This window comes from Gilliamella sp. B2969, assembly GCF_026536195.1.
GTDB lineage: Bacteria > Pseudomonadota > Gammaproteobacteria > Enterobacterales > Orbaceae > Gilliamella.
The window spans coordinates 43,399-64,231 of the sequence record NZ_JAFNOP010000002.1 but is presented as its reverse complement, the minus strand read 5'-3'; the positions used below and the strand labels follow the sequence as shown (position 1 = coordinate 64,231).

Annotated in this window: 16 protein-coding genes; 5 read left to right on the top strand and 11 right to left on the bottom strand. The window is 33.3% G+C overall.

Annotated elements, in window-relative coordinates; all coding sequences use genetic code 11:
* Window positions 1–377: 377 nt before the first annotated feature.
* The 3 genes from J3U66_RS01660 to J3U66_RS01650 all read right to left on the bottom strand — a co-directional run bounded on the left by J3U66_RS01660 (window position 378) and on the right by J3U66_RS01650 (window position 3,895).
* Window positions 378–1,301, bottom strand: a complete 924-nt coding sequence (locus J3U66_RS01660) for a LysR family transcriptional regulator (RefSeq protein ID WP_267347707.1) — start codon at window positions 1,299–1,301, stop codon at window positions 378–380.
* Between the two features lie 497 nt (window positions 1,302–1,798).
* Window positions 1,799–2,731 (bottom strand): DMT family transporter, encoded by a 933-nt coding sequence (locus tag J3U66_RS01655; RefSeq protein ID WP_267347705.1) that lies wholly within the window; start codon window positions 2,729–2,731, stop codon window positions 1,799–1,801.
* A gap of 240 nt (window positions 2,732–2,971) precedes the next feature.
* A complete protein-coding gene (locus tag J3U66_RS01650; protein WP_267347703.1) occupies window positions 2,972–3,895 on the bottom strand; it encodes a LysR family transcriptional regulator in 924 nt (307 codons plus the stop codon).
* Window positions 3,896–4,229: 334 nt separating this feature from the next.
* On the opposite strand from J3U66_RS01650, the gene J3U66_RS01645 reads away from it, so the two are divergent.
* Entirely contained in the window at window positions 4,230–5,408 is a 1,179-nt protein-coding gene (locus tag J3U66_RS01645; protein ID WP_267347701.1) for an MFS transporter, read from the top strand.
* A gap of 374 nt (window positions 5,409–5,782) precedes the next feature.
* Here J3U66_RS01645 and J3U66_RS01640 read toward each other — a convergent pair whose 3' ends face one another.
* Window positions 5,783–6,766: an AEC family transporter gene (locus J3U66_RS01640; RefSeq protein WP_267332859.1), complete on the bottom strand. Its 984-nt coding sequence runs from the start codon at window positions 6,764–6,766 to the stop codon at window positions 5,783–5,785.
* 899 nt (window positions 6,767–7,665) lie between these two features.
* On the opposite strand from J3U66_RS01640, the gene J3U66_RS01635 reads away from it, so the two are divergent.
* Complete coding sequence (locus J3U66_RS01635) at window positions 7,666–8,115, top strand: LexA family protein (RefSeq protein ID WP_267332860.1); 450 nt, start codon at window positions 7,666–7,668, stop codon at window positions 8,113–8,115.
* On the top strand, window positions 8,112–9,377 hold the full coding sequence (locus J3U66_RS01630; RefSeq protein ID WP_267347699.1) for a Y-family DNA polymerase: 1,266 nt from the start codon (window positions 8,112–8,114) through the stop codon (window positions 9,375–9,377). The genes J3U66_RS01635 and J3U66_RS01630 overlap by 4 nt, the downstream gene beginning before the upstream one ends.
* A 532-nt stretch (window positions 9,378–9,909) precedes the next feature.
* On the opposite strand, the gene J3U66_RS01625 is transcribed toward J3U66_RS01630, so the two are convergent.
* From J3U66_RS01625 to J3U66_RS01605, 5 genes are all read right to left on the bottom strand, one after another.
* Entirely contained in the window at window positions 9,910–11,304 is a 1,395-nt protein-coding gene (locus J3U66_RS01625; RefSeq protein WP_267347697.1) for a hypothetical protein, read from the bottom strand.
* 80 nt (window positions 11,305–11,384) lie between these two features.
* Window positions 11,385–11,582: a hypothetical protein gene (locus tag J3U66_RS01620; protein ID WP_267344100.1), complete on the bottom strand. Its 198-nt coding sequence runs from the start codon at window positions 11,580–11,582 to the stop codon at window positions 11,385–11,387.
* Window positions 11,583–11,850: 268 nt separating this feature from the next.
* The gene (locus J3U66_RS01615; RefSeq protein ID WP_267347696.1) at window positions 11,851–12,981 is read right to left on the bottom strand and encodes an ABC transporter permease; all 1,131 of its coding nucleotides are present in this window, start codon (window positions 12,979–12,981) and stop codon (window positions 11,851–11,853) included.
* 5 nt (window positions 12,982–12,986) lie between these two features.
* Complete coding sequence (gene rbbA, locus J3U66_RS01610; protein ID WP_267347695.1) at window positions 12,987–15,785, bottom strand: ribosome-associated ATPase/putative transporter RbbA; 2,799 nt, start codon at window positions 15,783–15,785, stop codon at window positions 12,987–12,989.
* A 13-nt stretch (window positions 15,786–15,798) separates the two neighbouring features.
* Window positions 15,799–16,872, bottom strand: a complete 1,074-nt coding sequence (locus tag J3U66_RS01605) for an HlyD family secretion protein (RefSeq protein ID WP_267344098.1) — start codon at window positions 16,870–16,872, stop codon at window positions 15,799–15,801.
* Between the two features lie 538 nt (window positions 16,873–17,410).
* Here J3U66_RS01605 and argE point away from each other — a divergent pair.
* Complete coding sequence (gene argE / locus J3U66_RS01600) at window positions 17,411–18,568, top strand: acetylornithine deacetylase (protein WP_416379705.1); 1,158 nt, start codon at window positions 17,411–17,413, stop codon at window positions 18,566–18,568.
* A gap of 45 nt (window positions 18,569–18,613) precedes the next feature.
* Here argE and J3U66_RS01595 read toward each other — a convergent pair whose 3' ends face one another.
* Complete coding sequence (locus J3U66_RS01595) at window positions 18,614–18,961, bottom strand: winged helix-turn-helix transcriptional regulator (RefSeq protein WP_267347693.1); 348 nt, start codon at window positions 18,959–18,961, stop codon at window positions 18,614–18,616.
* A gap of 107 nt (window positions 18,962–19,068) precedes the next feature.
* Between J3U66_RS01595 and J3U66_RS01590 the strand changes: the two genes are divergently transcribed.
* Window positions 19,069–19,629 carry an NAD(P)H-dependent oxidoreductase gene (locus J3U66_RS01590; protein WP_267347692.1) on the top strand — a complete coding sequence of 187 codons (561 nt, stop codon included), beginning with the start codon at window positions 19,069–19,071 and terminating at the stop codon, window positions 19,627–19,629.
* 253 nt (window positions 19,630–19,882) lie between these two features.
* On the opposite strand, the gene rnz is transcribed toward J3U66_RS01590, so the two are convergent.
* Window positions 19,883–20,800 (bottom strand): ribonuclease Z, encoded by a 918-nt coding sequence (gene rnz / locus J3U66_RS01585; RefSeq protein WP_267347691.1) that lies wholly within the window; start codon window positions 20,798–20,800, stop codon window positions 19,883–19,885.
* Window positions 20,801–20,833 lie beyond the last annotated feature (33 nt).

Genomic DNA, 20,833 nt, shown 5'->3' with positions numbered 1-20,833 from the left:
AACCAAAAGGTTATATCATTAATTGTTAGATTAATTTTAAAAAAATCATTAAAATTGAGATCCATTGAGGTATTTACTGACACAAAATTAGCAGAATTAATTGAAAGACCAATATCAATAAGTAAGTTGGAAGTGATTATTCATTTTGTAACATCAAACTTTATAGTTGTGCATCTATTTTTAACCTCATGTCTAAATAAACTTTTTATTAATAACTGTAGGGCATCATCGTTTATTAAAACGCTAAAGTTTTTATAAAAAATTCCAGTAAACCATGCATACAAATGTAATAAGCATAACAGGTAATAAAAACGTTAATAGTTTAATTCACCTTTTTCCACTAATAAAAGAATAAATGCGGCTATAGAAAACCAGTATTATCTACTAATTTTATCAGTAAAATACTCGATGAAAATCTTAAGTTTAGTTGAATTTTTATATGTAGAAGGATAAAGAAAGCAAAATTCCCAAGTATGTTCTTTATTATACTCAGACAAAATTTCAACTAATTCTTTTCTTTCTAACTCATCTTGTACAGAGAAACTAAAAAGTTGAACTATACCGCCATCATTTAAGGCTAAAAATTTAGTCGCTTGAATACTATCAAAGATTTGTATTTGGCTATTTTCAATATTGTCTTTATCTATATTTTTATTTAAAGATGTCCATTGAAATCGTTTATTATTCTGGCTTGAGCTAAAATTGATACATTTATGATTAATTAGTTCATCAGGACAAACAATCATGCCATTTTTGGCAAGATAATTGGGACTAGCATATAATCCAGTAGTAGCAATAAACAATCTTTTTTTGATGAGAAAAGCCTCTAGCTTGGTGTTTTCTTGTACCAGTCTAACTGATAGATCATACTCTTCTGCTATAAAATCAATATTTCTATTAGTTACATGAAAATCAAGTTTTAAATTAGGATATTCTTCGGAAAAATTAGCCAGATAAGGTGATATTTTATAGTTAAAAAAGGTCTCTGGTACGCTTATTTTTAATCTACCACCAATTGCATTTTTTTCATTTTTAATAGAATGGCCAGCATTAATTAGCATATCGAATATTTCAGAACATTTCTTATAATAGATACGCCCTTCCTGAGTCAGTTTGACTTGGCGTGTACTACGTGAAAACAAGTCAAATCCGATTCTTTCTTCAAGTCTTTTAATAGAACGACTAACAGCAGCAGGAGTAATATTTAAGTATTGAGCCGTAACTGAAAAATTCTCATTTTCTGCTGCCACTAAAAATAACTCAAGGCTAGCGATATGCATAGTTTTAAACTGTTTTTTCATCGGATTGTCTTTATTTATGAATACTAACTGCTATCAAAATATTTTATATTTTGGCCTAATTGCTGACAAAAAAACTTATTTATAAGCAATGTAATGAATTACAAGAAATATTAATACATCAATTTTGCCACAAATTACATCTGTTTTTCATGCCCATTATGGATAAGTATCGTCTCCTAATTCTTATTAGGAATATCTTCAATGGCAATACTATTTTTCAATTTATTAAAATAGAAATAATCACTTAAAAAACCTGCTTACACTTTTGTGCGAATACATTTAGCAAGCGACGTTCTATTTTTTTTAGAATCCACTCCCTTTTTATTGATCCAATATTTATATTCCAACCATTATCTACAACCGTTTTAAAAAAGAATGAGAACTTATCATCACAAAACCAGTTTTATAACCGAGTTTAGCAATATGATGAATAAAAATAATAACAAATAATCTGTTTCTCATCGCAGTTTTTCTTATTTTTAATATTATGAATTTATTTATTTTTGTTTACTGTCATTTTTTCTCATAAAAATATTATTAAAAATCAGTGCAATTATAGTGATTATCGCACCTATAATTTCGATATATGAAATAGAATGACCTTGATAGATACCAATAATAAAAGAAATGACAGGGACTAAATTAACAAAAAGAATACCATTAATCGCACCAAGACCATTGATACCTGCATTCCAAGTAATGATCACTAATGTGGTTATGACAAGTATAAAAATATCAAATCCACTTGTGATAAATACACTCAGACTAGGAAGTTTTGCTAAGCCTAAAAAAGATGCAATTAAAGTAATCGTCATAATACTTATTACGCTAAGAGAAGAACTTAACGCTGTAACTCTTAACGCGCTCCATTTGTGTTTTGTCATCACCATATTTGCAAAATAGGTATAAATAACCCAACAAATTGTAGCGGCCAACAATAGTACATCACCTAAAAAGCTTGATGAAGCTATCAGATGATTAAAATCTCCATTCGTTATAACCAAAACTATTCCTACAAAAGCTAATAGCGTGCATAAACTTGTTTTAATGTTAGGTATATTGTGATTGAGGATAGATGATAAAATCATTGAGAGCATCGGCATTAACGCTAATATAATTGTTGCATGCTCAGCAGATGAAAAACCAATGCCGATAAACGTTAGGAAGTTTAATCCAGCAAAACCGATTGTGCCAAAAAGCCACAATTGAAAAGCTTTTCCTTCCGTTTGATAACTTTTTTTACCTTCGATAACAAGCAGAACAATGCTTACAAGAAAAGCACCAAGAACGTAGCGAATAACAGTAAGATAATAACCATCTATACCCGATGATACCGCATGTTTTGAAGCGGGATACATAATCCCCCAGCCAAAGACAGTCACCAATAAATATAATGTGTATTTATAATGTTCTATTCGAATATCCTTCATAAAAAAATAACCTACTTTTCGTATTATTTATTTTATTGACTTTTATAATATTTTTTTTAGAAAAGATCATTATCGTCGAGGTAATATCATTTGTTACTTTTTGTAATAAAAAATTCTACGTTATTGAGTTAGCATTATTATAAGATTGAGAATCTCTGATTAGATTTTGTTTAAGATATTATTCTTTTTTGAATTGTAATGTGAATCTTTTTATCCCTAATAAATAATCTTTTCGATATCTCAATTCAAACTATGTGAGTCCAATGTTAATAATTGTTTATTGGCTTGTAACTCTTCAATTATAAAATCAATAAAGACCCGAATTTTAGGTGATAAATATCGATTTGTAGGCCATATTAATGATAACTTACCTTGTGGCTTCATAAATTCTGTTAAAATAGGCTTGAGTTTTCCTAACTGAATAGCCTCTTTAGCTATGTAAACAGGTAAATGCGCTATTCCTAAACTATCGATTGTTGCACTTAAACAGGCAAATGAATTATTAAACACAATATTATTGGGTAAATCCAAAGCATCATAGGGTGACTTAAAAGACCAATTAGCTAAACGTCCATTAGAAGGATGTTTAAAATGAATGCATGTATGTCGAACCAAATCTGAAGGTAATAAAGGTGTACCATGGCATTTAAAATAATGTGTACTTCCACACACAACATAATTTTGATCGCCAATGCTATGACATATTAAGCGAGAATCGTTAAGTTCTCCTATTCTGATGGCAACATCGACCCCTTCTTTAATAATATCTACAACATTGTCATCAAAGTCGATAATGAGATCTATGTCAGGAAAATTATTTCTAAATTTTGGTAAGAGTGGTAATAAAATTACATGCCCAAAAATGTGAGGAATATTTAAATGTAAAGTACCTTTTGGATCGCCTAATTTAGCCATCATCATGGAATTAGTGTCATTAATTAAACTTAAGATGTGTTTACCGCGACTATAAAAAAAAAGTCCCTCTTGAGTTAACCCGATACTTCTAGTTGTTCGATGAAAAAGTCTAGTACCAAGATCTGTTTCAAGTTTATTTATACATTTCGCAACTGCAGATGCAGATAAACCTAAAATTCGACCGACTTCAGCATAACTACCCACCTCAGCTACATGAATAAATATTCTCATTCCTTTAAGACTGTACATATTAAACTCATTATTAAGGAATTTTTTTCATTATTATAAAGACCTGCTCCCACATTTACAACTTTGATTAATTAAAATAAAGTAAAAAAAATTTATTATTACATGTTGTTTTTTATTGAGTATTGAATATCGATTTTAATTAAAAATAAGGGAGAAGTTGACGCTGGTCCTATTATAGATCAGGAGCCAGTTAGAATTAATAATATGACTTTGGATAATTTACGCGAATCAATAATTTCTGCAGAGAAAAAAATGATATATAAAGCAATAATCGCATTTTTAGAGAACAGACTAAAACTTTTTGAAGATAAAGTTATCTATGAGGGTTACAAAAATGATTAAAATAAAGAACCCTGTGATCAGTGCTAGTCTTATTGCTAGTATTCTATTTCTTTCTATTATCAGTCTTGGATTATCTTTATCAATACTACCATTATATATAAATAAAATTATTGGTTATTCTGCTTTTTATGTGGGTTTAGTTGTAGTTGCTGAATCACTTTCAACACTCTTTTCAAGAGTTTATGCCGGAAGATATTCAGATAAATATGGACCCCGTAAAGGAATGACTTTAGGATTAAGCTTAACTATTTGTTCCGGAGTGCTATTTCTATTTGTCATTTTGTTTATTAGTAACAATCTTTACGGCTATCTAATTATTCTTTTATCAAGAATATTTATGGGCGTAGGTGAAAGCCTAATATTTACTTGTAGTGGAACATGGCCAATTGGTTTAGTTGGTCCCGAACACGCAGGAAAAATTATGTCATGGGTTGGAATTGCTATGTTTATAGGACTGGCAATAGGTAATTATTTTGGCACTTTATCTTATTATTACTCTGGGGTAGCCTTATCAACCTTAATAATGACAATGATACCTGCATTAGGGTTTATAATTATTTTAATTGTTAAGCCTGTACAAATTACTGAAAATTCTAGTCATGTAACACTTTTATTTGCAATAAAGCGTATTTGGAAAGCGGGAACTGGTTTTGCATTAGCAAATATAGGTTATGCAAGTATTACAACATTTCTAGTATTATATTTTATTGATAATGGATGGGAAAAACAAAGCCCTCTTGCATTATCTTTATTTGGTATAGGCTATGTCTTTTCTAGACTAACTTTAGGATGGAAAGCTGATTGTTCTGGACTAAAAATGGTGATTTTTTCATTAATTCTTGAATCGTTCGGATTAATACTGATAGCTATTCCATCATCTCCATATCAAGCAATGATAGGATCGTTTCTTACTGGATTTGGCTTATCAATGGTTTATCCACTTCTTGCCTTACCTGCAATTAAAAGTATGTCACATAAAGATATTGGTCTTGCTCTAAGTACCTATGAATCGTGTTTTGATATTGGAATTCTTTTATCTGGCTTTACAGGCGGAATTATTGTGTCGAGTTTTGGTTATAATGCAACGTTTATATTTGCATTTATATGTAGTTTATTCGCTATATTTCCTTCAATACTTTCATATAAACAAATTGAAAAAAATCAAAACTAAGCTAAATAACTAAACCAAGTTGGTACGCCAATAGCTATAAGTGCCACTTTAATTTATTAGGTTCATTAATAATTTTAATCCGTTTGAAGCTACGAGTATAAGATAAACTCTGTTCACAAGTAAAAAGCATTCAACTTGGGAGGATGCTTATAGATTACAAATAATTGGCGGGAATTATAACTTGTTATACCCTATTACCTTAGTTCACAATCATATTGTTGCCAGGAAGAGTATCGATGATGTCAGTTGTTATTATTGATAATTTTATTGTTAGCAAAGTATTGCATAACTTTAATTATCTGAATTTTTTTGTTAAAAAATCAAACTATCCTCATCTAGCACTTGGCTAAATGAGGATGAGATTATTTAAATGATTAATGAACGCCAGGAATAGTGAATTCCATAATAAGTAATAACGTTGGTAAAATAAAGATAGATAAGATTGTTGAAGCAAAGAAAATACTCGATGCGTGCTCTTGTTCGACTTCCCAATCGTAAGCCAAAATAACTGCGGTTGATGCAGTTGGCATCGCTAATAAAAAGACTAACTCTTCGGCTTCGATACCTTTAAGTCCAAAAAGATGCACAGCAATTAATGCAACAACGGGAGTTACAAAACTCTTTAAAAGCACATTAACCACTAATAGTTTAGATAAATTTAATTGAACACCATATATCCCTACGCCAACAGCAATAAGTGAAATAAAGTTACATGCATTGGACATAATATCAAAAGTATTAAACACAAAATGCGGCATCCAAGTTAAACCATTAGTGACACTAACAATTAACCCTAAAATAACAGCCAAAAACATTGGTTTCATAAGCGAGTTTTTCACTGCGCTAAAAATCATATTGCCTGTTACTTTACCGCCAGATACTTTAGTATGACATAATTCTAATAAGAAAATTGTCATTGGAATTAATGATAAAGCCACAACAAAATTCGCAATGGCGACAGAAATGGTTGACGATGCACCTAACATTAATGTCAAAAATGGTACGCCCATCCCGCCCATATTAGGGAAACAGCATAACATTGAATTCATGGTGGTTGATTTTAAATCTTTACCCAATAAGTATTTATTAGTTAAAAAACAGATTATCCACAAAAATGACATTGTGCAGAAAAAAGCAATCATCCAAATGCCGTTAAATATCTCTGATGGCTTTGCATGGGCAGTGTGGACAAAAAGTAATGCTGGGAAGACAAAGTTTGATACCAAGCCAGATAATAGTTTTTTTGAATCTTTTGTGAAGATTTTTTGTTGAACGCAAAACCACCCCAGAAAGATCAATAAAAAAACGGGAAGACAAGAACTTACAACTTGCCAAACGGCAGACCAAATCAAATTCATTTTTTAAAACTCCTAAAATAATATTACTTAAAATACATATTCGGTATTTGGTTGGATTTTTGGATGAACGCTTATTTTTATAAACCAAATTAAATTAATTAGACAATAAAGCTGAACATACCTGATGTAAGCTTGGTATATTTAAGACATGGTTAACATTAAAATCCACAGCATCTTTATTGGTCACACTATAACTTGGGCGCTATTATAGCTTATTCCGATCTACCTTGTGTTAAGCAAGCCCTAGTAAGATTCTTAAAAAAAGAAAAAACCATTAAAACTTAGTCCGATTTATGTCAAAGGAATTTTTTTAAATCAATATAAAATATAATGTTATTAAAATCAAAAAGATGAGTGTTAAATTATAGTAAAAATAAAATCTATACAAAAAGGCCTTAAAGTATAGCCTAAGTATAGATTATTGGTGTAAATGTTCAGTCGATAATAAATCAATTTATTTAATTGACTTATATCTATTTATTTATCATTAAGCTGGTTTGTTATTTTACAAAAAAACCGCAAAATAATCATCAAAAGGTAACAGTATTTATGACAATTATCTTTAAAATTAATTAACGATTAATCAATATAATGTAAATTATTTATTGGTACGCAAAGATAAGGCATAAATTTTATAGGCAAATTATCGATTATTCGTTGTTTAACTCAATTTAAATTAAGATCATTTAGCCATCATTTTTTCATTTACTATATCGGCTAACCTAGCAGTAAACATATTAATTTTTGGCTATTATTTAGTCCATTTCGATCTATTTACACTAGTTTTTATTGAATCCTCAAAAATAAACTGTATATTTATACAGTATTATTCGTTTTTTATCACGAATTAAATAGATGTAATTCTGTTAGTATCGATAAATTATGTTAGGAGAGTATGCTTGCGTAAAGTTTCTATTATTGTGCTTGGCATGGTAGATGGTTCAGTAAAAAAACATTTACCTTTGGTTGATACGCCCGTCAGAGCAGGTTTTCCTTCTCCAGCGGATGACTATTTGGAAACTAAGCTTGATCTTACCGATCACTTAGTTAAACATCCAAGCGCAACCTATTATATCAAAGCACAAGGCGATTCAATGATTAATTACGGCATTTATAGTGGTGATCTGCTAGTTGTAGATCGCTCTTTAATGCCGCAGATAGAAGATATTGTGGTCGCCGCAGTTGATGGTGAATTAACCTGTAAATGTTTAGGGATTATTAATGGGCAACACCATTTATTATCGGGCAATGAATTTTATCCGCCTATTTCACTAGCGGGTAAAGAGGTACATATTTGGGGTGTAGTAATACATACGATTCACGCCTTACGAAAGCGTGGCAACACATGATTGGTTTGATTGATTGTAATAACTTTTATGCTTCGTGTGAGCGAGTTTTTAACCCAAAACTAGAAAAAAGACCAATTGGTATTTTGTCCAATAATGATGGTTGTGTTATTGCTCGCTCAAATGAACTTAAGCCATTAGTACCAATGGGTATGCCCGCATATCGAATTGAACCCAAAATCCGTAAACACATTACCTTATTAAGCTCTAACTATGAACTTTATGGCGACATGAGCCAACGGGTTTTTAATACAGTCGGTCATTATACTGCCGATATTCAACCCTACTCCATTGATGAAGCCTTTATTCAATTAAATGGGTTTAACGATGTGATAGCACATTGCCAAAATTTAAGAACAATTGTAAAACGAGATACTGGTATTCCTGTCAGTATTGGTATTGCAACAACCCACACTTTAGCAAAATTAGCAAATCATATAGCGAAAAAACAAGCTAAATATCAAGGAGTCTACCACCTTCCTGATAAGCCTGTTTTATTGGATAAAATTTTAAAAACATTTCCAGTAGAAGAGATTTGGGGTGTGGGTAGACGTATTGCCCAAAAATTACAAGCGTTAAATATTCATAGCGCATGGGATCTACGTCAAGCAAATTTAAAACAGATTAGACAACAATTTTCAGTCGTACTTGAACGTACAGCACTCGAGCTACAAGGTGTCAACTGCATTGAATTAGATGATCTCAACACGCCTAAACAAAACATCATGACATCGCGAAGTTTTGGACAACTAACTGGGGAATTATTTGATATACAAGAAGCCATTCGCATTCATGCCAGTCGAGGAGCTGAAAAACTAAGACAGCAAAACGCTATTGCTAATGCGGTGCTAGTCTTTTTGAAAACCAACCGCTTTCGTCAAGATTTAATGCAATATAATCCTTCAATTGTAGTCCCTTTATTAACACCAACTGATGATACAAGACTAATTATTCACACTGCACAAAAAGGGTTACAGGCTATTTATAGAAAAGGTTTTTTGTTTATGAAAGCGGGCGTAATGTTACTTGATTTAAAGGTAAAAGATAGCTTCTGTCAAACTGATTTATTTAGTTCTGAGCTTACGCCTAACTTACAACAAAAAAGTGATCAATTAATGAAAACAATCGATAACATTAATCAAAAAATGGGCAAAAATACCATTCAATTAGGGGGTAATAGAAAAACGGCACCTTGGCAAATTAAAAGGGAACTGCTCAGTAAACGTTACACTACGCGCTGGGATGAATTACCACTAGTTAAATAAACATAAAGTTTACATCATAATCAATTTATAACTTGAGTAACATATTAACTAAAATTCTCAATAAAATAATAAATAAATGGTTTACGTTTGCTTAAATTTTGTTGCTAAGAGATATAAAACACAGACTAGATAGTTAATTGCTTAATCAATCAGAACCGACCTTTTTAAAGGCTTTAGCGTCGAAAAATCAAATCACTGCAAATTATCACCATGATTAGATGGTAAATATTAAGATGCAGATGTTGTTAATAGAACAATTATTCAATTGTGTTATTCATGTTTTGAAAGTCAATATTTCAAATCTAATTAAAATCGCATCTAATATTAATAATCCATACAGCTATGTAGCGATTTTTAAGTTTGTATACAAAATAGTCGCTCCAATAAAAAGACTATATAGGTGTAAGTCTCTTGCTTTAAACCTATATAGTAACTAACTTGCAACTAATGAGGCATCTAAAAATACACCTGACTAACCATTACAACTTAGTTCCTATAAAATAGGAACTAAGTATATAGTTTCACAATATTTTTATCGACAAATCGGTGTACATCCCTGTGCTAACTGTAATAAGTTATAACCTATGGCTCCTGTTTCAATATCAGTACTAAACATCATTTTGTCCATGTATACTTGATTAGTCCAAGTACAACCTGTTGAGGTATCAAAGTTACTATTAGGATAAGCTTTATATAACTCGCCCCACTCTCCAGCAAACGTACCATCAATATCTCTTGATAAACGTTCTTCGTTATTTTTAATCCATGCAGGTAAGGAACCTGTTCCATGTCCTGTGACAGCGTATTTAGCACTAGGTACATTGGTTAAATCTGTAACTGGATAGAAATAACTCGCTGCAACAGAGGCACTAATAACACCTAATCCATTTGGTTTTCCTGAACAAGCATTGGCAGCAGGAAATATATTATCGCCCGAGCTCATGGTATCTGACATTTTATACTGTGTACTCGGAAGTGGGCGAGCCCATTTATTCACTGTAAACGTATAGCTAAATGTTCTTTGTTCGAGCGGTGCACCAACTTTTGTTCTAGCGGTTAATGTTATGGTAAATGGAATAGTAGGACGATTGTCAGATCTAAGTGTAACAACCCCCTCACTCGTAATTGGCGCTAAAGATGGATTACTTGAAGAAAAACTATAATCAGTCTGTGCATTACTCATTTTGAGTGTGAAATTTGCGTAGTTGAATCCTGTTGTTGGAAATTTTTTTGATGCTGTAGGAGAGTAACCACGATAAGGTTGAAAAACCGCTGGATTATAACCATTGGCAAATTTACAATTGGTTGAATTACATGTGTTATATTGATCTCGTCGTGAAGAGTCAAAAAATCTCAAACTACCTGGTTTAATATGGCAGATTTGTTGTTCATCAACTTTTATTGTATAGATTTTGCTGAAAGTACCATAGTCATTAATATAGGGAATGCCATATTTTGTTTGAACGCTAATATTATTAGAACTAATGGTTAAAGTATAAGGGCTTAGACATGAATCCATAATGCTATTTAATTGATCTGCGGTCACTGTTTTAGTCGTACCATCATAATCTTTATAACGCCAAATAGCTGTCAGCTTTCCCAAGACGGGTGGTTTTTCATTAACATCTTTTATTGATGTAAATTCATCACCATCGATATCACCATAATGTAATCCTTCTATGGTAGAAATATTTTTTGCCACCCCGTCAGCAATGACTTTCGTTTCGACCTGATTAAATTTAGTATTGGCCGATACCCAAAGTATTTCATTTGATTTTGAAGGCGTGATATTAATAACGCCTTGTTTAGTTATCGGTGCTTTGAAACTAAACAAATCATCTAAATCTAGATAGGGTTTATTACCTTGAATTATTTGTACCGTTTTTGAAGTTAGCGCATAACTTAACTGACTAAACATTAATGTCATGACTAACAGTAAAAATACCTTAAAACAAAATTTAATTTTGTGACAAAAGTGATGGACAATAAGACGATAAAGTAAGCGTATTAATTTTTGATCAAGATTTTTAAGAAAAGAATAAAATAATTTACAACAATAGCCTTTTTCAATGACAGACTGTTTGTTATACAACAAATGTATGCCTGCTGCCTGCTGCCTGCTGCCTGCTGCCTGCTGCCTGCTGCCTGCTGCCTGCTGCCTGCTGCCTGCTGCCTGCTGCCTGCTTTACCACTATATAATACCATAAAAAACACCCTTACACAAGTTAAATCCATAGATAATACATTAATTTATTTGAAGAAATTAATGTATTAATAAATACGAGCTGGACTAGCTATTTTTTTAAAATAGCATAACAGTAATAAAAAGATGAAACACAATTTGGTAAAGAAAGTTTAATTGCATTTATATATTTCAATAATAGTAATTTTTTGAATAATCACAATGTGAAATGTTAAGGTAATCAATGGGTTTATGTTATTAACCCCAGAAACTGGGGTATAAAATATGTAATTACGATCCCATATTGACAATTGATTTTCGAAAACGCTTGAGGGAGATGATAAAAAACACACTACCAATAGCTAATAACCACGCGAAAGAAGTCCACACCACACTTAGACCAGCCCCACGATATAATATAGCTTGTCCTAACTCAACAAAATGAGTAGTTGGCGCAATCATCATAATATTTTGAACAATCTCTGGCATACTTTCTCGAGGAGTGCTTCCGCCTGATAACATTTGTAATGGTAACAAAATTAAGATAAGCAACATCGCAAATTGAGCTGTTGATTTTGCTACTGTTGCCATGAAGATACCAAGTGACGTTGTCACAAATAAATGTAAAGCAGCACCAATAAGAAACAAGCTGATTGAACCTGCTATAGGTACACTTAACCAACTATGTACAACCAATAATAAAGCGACCCAAGTTGAAACCAGCACAACTAATCCCATTGACCAAATTTTAGAAAGCATAATTTCAAATGGTGTGACAGGCATAGAAAGAAGATGATCAATGGTGCCATGTTCCCTTTCTCGCATTAAAGCTGCCCCCGTTAAAATAATCGATAACGTAGTGACTATATTAATGATTTCCATAACAGAACCAAACCATGATCGGGTTAAGTTTGGGTTAAAAGCGGTATGCACTTGAATGTTAACGGGTAGATTTGTCGCTTTGCTATAACGATTCACATATTCAGTAATTTCACCTGTAATAATTTGTGTTATATAACCATTACCAACAAAAGCTTGTCCCATTCGCGTTGCATCAATATTAAGTTGTATTTCTGGATTTTGGTTATTAAGTACATCTCGTTGAAAATTAGGCGGAATATTTAATGCAAAGGTATAATTATCCGTATCCATACCCCGATCCACATCCTTCATTGAATATAATTTAACAGGATTATTAAACATAGGTGGATAAAACGCCGCAGTAATTTGCCTGGACAAGGGCGAGTCATCTTCGTCAACAATCGCAATTGACGCATGATGTAAGGAATCTGAAGTCGCAGTTGCAGCAATATAAATATCAAAGGTAAAACAATAGGCTATTAATAAGAGCATAATAGGATCGCGTAATAATCCCCATAGTTCTTTTATACCTAGACGATAAATGTTCATTAACGTTTGCATAAGATCTACCCCTCCTGCTTTTTAAGCAGAAAAATACTAGCACCAAGCACTATTGGAATGGTAATTAATAAAGCCAAAATAGAGTTATGCAAATCAACAAAATTTAATGCTTTATTGAATATCCCACGCGCAATAATTAGCATATGGGTTGTAGGGTAAACTTCACCAATATATCGACCACTCCCTTCTAACGAGGCGACGGGATTTAACAATCCAGAAAACTGTATAGCAGGTAGCATGGTTCCAACACAAGTTAAGAAGATAACGGCAATTTGACTGCGTGTTATGGTTGATGCTAACAATCCAAATCCTGTAGAAATAATACAATAAGCAAAAGCAGCTAAACATAGAGTAAACAAACTACCTTTAATTGGCACCCCAAATATTGTAATTGCCATAATCAATAGCAATAGAAAGCTAAACATAGAAATAATAATATAAGGAACTTGTTTACCTAATAAGAACTCAGCCCGTGTTACCGGCGTGACATATAAATTAATGATTGAGCCCATCTCTTTTTCACGAACGACAGATAATGCCGCCAACATAGAAGGAATCATTAGCAATAAAATTGGAATAACGGCTGGTACCATCGATGGTAAGCTTTTAATATCGGGATTATAGCGATATCGAGTTTCAATATTAGCTAAGCTGGATGATTGTGAACTGGAGCTTTCTTTGTTTTTTTCACTTAACCAAGCAAGGTGCATGCCTTGAACATAGCCTTTAATGGTATCAGCTCGCATTGGCATAGCACCATCAATCCATATAGCAATATCAACGGGATCACCACGTTGCACATCTCGACCAAAATTTGGTGGAATTTCAATAGCTAGCGCTATCTCATTGCTGCGTAATCTTGCATCCATATCATTATAGTCAGTTAAAGGAGGCTGTTCTATAAAATAGCGTTTAGATCCTGACAAATTAAGCGTGTAATTTTGACTAAGCTCACTCTGATCACGATCTAATACTGCAAAGCGTAAATCCTCAACATCCATCGTTATTCCATATCCCATCACGAGCATTAAGATCGCTGATCCTAACAAGGCTAATAATGCGCGAAGTGGATCACGTGATAATTCTAAAGTTTCACGCCATAAGCAACCAATCATGCGAGTAAAGCTGAAGCCTCGAAGGTGATGCTGCTCTTGAGTATGATCTTGATCATTAGTAACCGTTTTAGCATTCGTTGCTGAATTTTCATCGGAATGACTATCATCCGCACCTGCTTCAACTAAATAATCAATAAAAGCTTCTTCTAGTGTTTTAGCTTTTTTTGACGCAATAATATTATCTGGGGTATCACTTGCTAATACTTTACCAGCATGCATTAACGATATTCTATCGCACCTTGCTGCTTCGTTCATAAAATGGGTAGTAATAAAGACAGTAACTTTATCTTGTCTTGATAATTCAATAATTAAACGCCAAAAGTCATCACGGGCTATAGGATCGACACCTGAAGTGGGTTCATCGAGAATAAGAATTTCAGGATTATGCACAACAGCAACAGAGAGTGATAACCGCTGTTTAACGCCTAAAGGTAAACTATCAGGTAAACTTTGCCTATGTTGTTCAAGTCCAAAACGTTTAACTAATTGTTCAACGCGTTCTGGTATTTTGCTTTCTGCGATACCAAATAGGCGAGCATGCAACACAAGATTCTGTTCAACCGTCAATTCACTATACAATGAAAAAGCTTGTGACATATAACCTAAGTGGCGCCTGACATTAATATCACTGGCATCAACTGGCTTACCAAATAACCATGCTTGCCCTGACGAAATCGGTAATAAACCAGTAAGCATTTTCATGGTTGTTGATTTGCCACAACCATTAGATCCTAAAAAGCCAAAAATTTCCCCTTGTTTAATCGAAAAATTAACATGATCAACCGCGATAAAATCACCGAATTGTTTAGTTAAATCTTTTGCTTCGATGGCTACTTGTAAATCTTTTGAAAGATCTAAGGGTGGAATTTCGACGGGTTGATAACCTTGTTTTGCATCTTCTGGCATTAATTGGATGAAAGCATCATCTAAATTATCTTTTCCAGTTTGGTTTAATAGCGATTGAGGCGTTCCAGTTTCAAGGATTTTTCCGCCATACATAGCAACTAACCAATCAAAATTTTGTGCTTCATCCATGTAAGCAGTAGCTACAATCACGCTCATTTGTGGTCTTTGCGAACGAATTTTGTTAATCAGTTGCCAAAATTGAGCACGTGAAAGCGGATCGACCCCTGTTGTAGGCTCATCAAGAATTAATAAATCAGGATCATGAATTAAAGCAGAACATAAACTAACTTTTTGTTTCATCCCACCGGATAAACGACCGGCAGGTCTGGATAAAAATGGATAAAGTCCTGTGCTATGCGTTAATTCATCAATGCGACGTCGCCGTTCGGCCGCATCATTACCAAAAAGCCGAGCAAAAAATTGTAAATTTTCTTCAACGGATAATGTTGGATATAAATTTTTACCTAAGCCTTGAGGCATGTAAGCAATACGGGTACAAACTTTATTGCGATGTGATTTATCGTGCATATCACCATCTAAAACATACACCAACCCTTCTTGAATAACATGTGCACCAGCAATGAGTGACAATAAACTTGATTTACCTACCCCATCAGGTCCAATCAATCCTACCATGCACTTTGGTGGAATTTGTAAACTCACATTATTCAACGCACAGGTTTTTTTATAATGCAACGTCACATTTGAAACGGTTACCACTGCGTCATCTATCGATTTAACATTATGAGCGATAGATAAATCTTTATTGTCTGATTCTGACATGAGCTATCTCCAATTATTTAGTTGGACATTTAGCAACATCAGATAACTTAGCTGGCCACGGAGTTTTAGGATCGATCCGTACCCAAGCAACGCCAGGCACACCAGTTTTAACTTGAGTAAGATAACATTGTAATAATTCTGGGCTTAGTTGAGCTTTAACTCTGAACATTAATTTTTGACGCTCATCTTTGGTTTCAACAGTTTTAGGGGTAAATTGTGCCACACTAGAGACAAATGAAACTTTAGCCGAAATCGCAACATCTGGAAGCGCATCTAAGACTAATCTAACTTCATCACCAATCGCTACTTTTCCAGCTATGGTTTCGGGTAAAAAGAAAGTTAAGTAAACATCGGATAAATTAACCAGATTCAAAACCTTTCCACCGGCAGGCAATACTTCACTAACTTGTGCTATACGATATTGAATTCTCCCATCAACAGGGGCGGTTAATGTACTATCATCTATATCTGCTTGAATTTTTGTAATATTAGCACTAGCAACATTAATCGCTGAATGAGAACTATCCACACCTGCTTGAGCAACCTCAATAGCAGCATCAGCGGCTGTCACTTGGGATTTTGCAGAATCTAACGCCGCTTTTGCACTATTCACTTTTGCGGTATCGTCATCAAATTGTTGGATAGATAATGCCCCTTTTTGGTAAAGAGTTGTTGTTCGTTGTAAATGCTTTTGAGCAATATCGAGATCACTTTCCCGTTGATTCACATCAGCTTGAGCAGCGACTTTATCACTCATTTTTAGTGAGACTTGGGCTTTGGAACTTGCTTCATTACTTATGGCCTGTCGATATTGAGCTTGTGCTTCGTTCAATTGAGCTTGCAAGGTATTGGTTTGCATAATAACTAATGGTTGGCCTGCTTTAACAAAATCACCTTCATTAACACTAATTTTCTCGATTCTGCCAGCAAGCTTTGTTGAAATATTAATTTCTGTCGCCTCTATACGACCATTGCCACTTACAAAATCTGGGCCAAATCCATCAGTTTTTAATTGTTGCCACAAGATACCACCACCAATAACAACGACAACAACAATAAGACCCCATTTCTTACTTATTTGTTTCATGACCTACATCCCATTTTAAACTGATTATTTATATTATAAATTTCATAACGTTAATGTCTGTTTTATATGCATAATGCATCGACATGGGTTAAATAATATCAGATGTTTTTTATAAATAAAATCAACTATAAAAACAAAGGCAGTAAAAGCTAAAAAATTTAATTTAAAACATCAAGGATGTTTAAAAAACATGAGTAATCATAAAGAAAAGTGTACTTCAATTCAGAAAGCTTATTAATCAATTATTGGTAAATTAACCCTCTTTGATAAATACGTATTTATTATCTACGCCATGGATTTATCTAATTTATTTCAAATAATGTATTAATCCGCTATCTACAAATTAACTATTTTTGTATCAAAGCACGTTATCGACTATAACGTTTAATATTATCTGACTAAAACTTTATAAAATTGAAATTCATCTTATAAAATAATTAATGAAACCATTTAGTTGTATATAGGAAAATGATAATGTAAGTGGTATGCTTGCGAGAACGATTATTCGACATTAAGATTTTTTCACAAGGTGATTTTTATGACACTTCCTTCTTTTTTAACACTTTATAACGAACTTATTTCGACTCCAACCATTAGTAATGTAACCAATGCTAAATTAGATTATTCCAATAAACCACTCATAGATAAATTAGCCAATTGGTTTGAAGAGCTTGGATTTACTATCGAAATTCAAGCTGTCCCAAATACGCGTCATAAGTTTAATATGCTCGCAACGTATTCAAATAGTAACAATAAAACTCAAGGTGGCTTATTATTAAGTGGTCATAGTGATACAGTGCCATTTGATGATGGGCAATGGACAAAAGATCCATTCAAATTAACTGAAGAAAATAATAAGTTATATGGACTTGGTACCGCTGATATGAAAGGATTTTTTGCTTTTATTCTCGATGCTTTGCGAGATATTGATCTAAAAAAACTCACCAAACCAATTTATGTACTAGCCACCGCAGATGAAGAAACCTCAATGGCTGGTGCTTCATTTTTTGCTAAACAAACTCAATTAAAACCTGATTGCACAATTATTGGCGAACCCACATCATTAATTCCTATCCGAGCTCACAAAGGTTTTTTATCCAATTCAATTAAAGTTATTGGTAAGTCTGGGCACTCAAGCGATCCGGACAAAGGCATTAATGCAATTGAAGTGATGCATTTAGCTATTGAACGTCTATTAATCCTTAAACAAAAATTCAAAGAACAATATCATAATGATGGCTTTAGTGTGCCCTATCCTACCTTGAATTTAGGTGTGATTCATGGCGGTGATGCGGCTAATCGCATTTGTGGCTGTTGTGAATTAATTATTGATATTCGGGTATTACCAGATAATGATGTTGACACATTATATAATGCGCTATGTGAAGCATTAAAACCCGTTATGGATAAATACCCTAATCGTATTTCAGTAGAATATGAAGTATCACCCATTCCAGGATACGAATGTAAAAAAGATCACCCTGCATTGCAGCACATTGAAAATTTAGTGGGTCATCAAGCACAAACTGTCAATTACAGTACTGAAGCGCCTTATTTAAATCAAATTGCGCCAACCATAGTTTTAGGTCCTGGCTCGATTGAACAAGCTCATCAACCAGACGAGTTTATTTCAATGGACTTTATAAAACCAACAAAAGTAACGATTGAAAATTTGATTAAAGATTTTTGCATCTAACCATAGAAACACGCCGACTCCGTCGGCGAATAAAGTTATCTTGAATTATGTTAATGTGTCATTTTTATGGTTATTTCCCCATTGGCAAAGCATATCTAAAATCGGTACCAAAGATTTACCTCGGTCTAATAACCCATATTCCACTTTAGGGGGAATTTGCGGATATTCTTTTCTGAAAATCAATTTATCCCTTTCCATCTCTTTTAAAGTATTACTTAGCGTTTTAAACGAAATGTTATTGATACTCCGTTTAAGTTCATTAAATCGCATTGATGGTTGATTTTCGTTTAACCAATAAAGAATAACAATCTTGTACTTACCTCGAATCATTGAAAGTGTGTAATTAAATCCACTATTCTCAAAATGATCTTCGGCACAATGATGATTTTCCATGTTTACACTCTCCCTAACGATAGTACATAACTGTAATTACCGTACTTTAAAAATAATGGTATCAAGACTATTATGGCTCAATTATAAATAGATAAGAGATATTTACAATGAAACAGACTTTAGTGATTATTGCTCATCCAGATTTAGCTTCTTCAAAGGTTAACCGATGTTGGTTTAATAGATTAAATCAATATCATGATCAAATAACCCTACATGATCTTTATTCACACTACCTCTCACATAAAATAGATCCGAGTTTTGAGCAAAACTTAATTGAAAATCATCAAAACTTAGTTATTCAATTTCCAATATATTGGTTTAATTGTCCGCCATTATTAAAACAGTGGCTCGATGAGGTTATGACTTATGGTTGGGCATTTGGTTCTTCGGGAAATAAATTAAAAAATAAAAAAGTAGGATTAGCGGTTTCAGCGGGCATAAAAAAAGCTGACTACTGCGAATCGGGACAGTATAAATATACGCTCGAGCAAATTCTAAGACCATTTGAGTTAACAATGAATTATGTTCAAGCTGATTATCAGCCCCTTTTTGCGATTTATGGCGCAAATAATGAGCCAAACTACCCAGATAAAATTACACAAAACGATATCGAAAAAAGTGCCGATAATTATGTAAATTGGATGAAAAATTTAGGAATGCTAATTTAAATTATTTAATTAAAGTACATTCATGCCTATCATTAAATAAAGCTATTAACGGTTAAAAATATAACTTAAATTACCAACAATGTAGCGAATTTTTCATTGAAATTGGTACATATGATTCTATTTTTAAACAGAAAAATAAAACAACCAAGGCACCTAAATAGTGTTTACAAATATTTAAGGTTTTTAGATCTAATTGCCCTTTATTACCAAATTGATGCCGTAGCGAACAATCCGGCAATAACGGTAAACCAGATTAAACTTGAAAAGTGGCAAAATCAGTCGCGATCTCACTATTCGCAAATACTGTTTTCGCTTCCTCCACTAATTTTTGATTATCTTTTGCGTTATAACGAGGGCTAATATGCGTTATGATTAGGCGTTTAGCGTTAGCTTGTTTTGCAATTGTGGCGGCATGAACAGTAGTTGAATGCCCACGCTCAAGGGCTTTCTCACTTAAGGCATCTTCCTGTGTAGCTTCATGCACCAGCAAATCAACATCGTTAGCCAATTCAACTGACGCATCACAAGGTATTGTATCACCTAAAATTGCCAGTTTTTTACCTTTTCGAATATCGCCTTGATAATCACGCCCATCAATTACTCGCCCATCTTCAAGCGTGACGGTTTTTCCTTCCTTCAAGGATGAGTAAAGCGAACCAATATGAATCCCATCTTGCTGTAATTTATCAATATCTAACGTTGCAGGTAGATCTTTTTGGATTATTCGATACCCAAAACACGGTATACGATGTTGTAATAATTTAGCTTCAACACAAAACTGATCATCGTCAAAAACAGTGCCATCCGCTTCTAATTCAATAATATTTAGTGGATAAGTTAACCAAGATTGACTGACTTCAATTACTGTCTCAATAAATCGCTTGATCCCTTTTGGAGCAATTAAAGTTAAAGGTGATTGATTCTGCAGTAAAGAACGACTGGTTAACACACCCGGTAAGCCAAACAGATGATCACCATGCATGTGGGTTAAAAAAATCACCTCCAATTTAGCCAAGCTAAATTTCGCTTTTTGCATCTGCATTTGTGTGGCTTCACCACAATCAAAAAGCCAGAGTCGCCCTCGTTCTTGCCTAACATCTAGCATAATACTACTAACATTACGTTCAGCCGTTGGTGAGCCGGCACTGGTGCCTAAAAAGGTTATGTTCATAAAATCTATCTATTATTTTTGTTTTGTACTCAA

Bases quoted from the DNA above. Each gene is read 5' to 3' on its own strand.
- J3U66_RS01605 (WP_267344098.1), bottom strand. From the start codon at position 16,872: ATGAAACAAATAAGTAAGAAATGGGGTCTTATTGTTGTTGTCGTTGTT.
- J3U66_RS01655 (WP_267347705.1), bottom strand. From the start codon at position 2,731: ATGAAGGATATTCGAATAGAACATTATAAATACACATTATATTTATTG.
- J3U66_RS01650 (WP_267347703.1), bottom strand. From the start codon at position 3,895: ATGTACAGTCTTAAAGGAATGAGAATATTTATTCATGTAGCTGAGGTG.
- J3U66_RS01645 (WP_267347701.1), top strand. From the start codon at position 4,230: ATGATTAAAATAAAGAACCCTGTGATCAGTGCTAGTCTTATTGCTAGT.
- J3U66_RS01625 (WP_267347697.1), bottom strand. From the start codon at position 11,304: ATGACATTAATGTTTAGTCAGTTAAGTTATGCGCTAACTTCAAAAACG.
- J3U66_RS01660 (WP_267347707.1), bottom strand. From the start codon at position 1,301: ATGAAAAAACAGTTTAAAACTATGCATATCGCTAGCCTTGAGTTATTT.
- rnz (WP_267347691.1), bottom strand. From the start codon at position 20,800: ATGAACATAACCTTTTTAGGCACCAGTGCCGGCTCACCAACGGCTGAA.
- J3U66_RS01615 (WP_267347696.1), bottom strand. From the start codon at position 12,981: ATGCAAACGTTAATGAACATTTATCGTCTAGGTATAAAAGAACTATGG.
- J3U66_RS01620 (WP_267344100.1), bottom strand. From the start codon at position 11,582: ATGGTATTATATAGTGGTAAAGCAGGCAGCAGGCAGCAGGCAGCAGGC.
- rbbA (WP_267347695.1), bottom strand. From the start codon at position 15,785: ATGTCAGAATCAGACAATAAAGATTTATCTATCGCTCATAATGTTAAA.
- J3U66_RS01595 (WP_267347693.1), bottom strand. From the start codon at position 18,961: ATGGAAAATCATCATTGTGCCGAAGATCATTTTGAGAATAGTGGATTT.
- argE (WP_416379705.1), top strand. From the start codon at position 17,411: ATGACACTTCCTTCTTTTTTAACACTTTATAACGAACTTATTTCGACT.
- J3U66_RS01630 (WP_267347699.1), top strand. From the start codon at position 8,112: ATGATTGGTTTGATTGATTGTAATAACTTTTATGCTTCGTGTGAGCGA.
- J3U66_RS01640 (WP_267332859.1), bottom strand. From the start codon at position 6,766: ATGAATTTGATTTGGTCTGCCGTTTGGCAAGTTGTAAGTTCTTGTCTT.
- J3U66_RS01590 (WP_267347692.1), top strand. From the start codon at position 19,069: ATGAAACAGACTTTAGTGATTATTGCTCATCCAGATTTAGCTTCTTCA.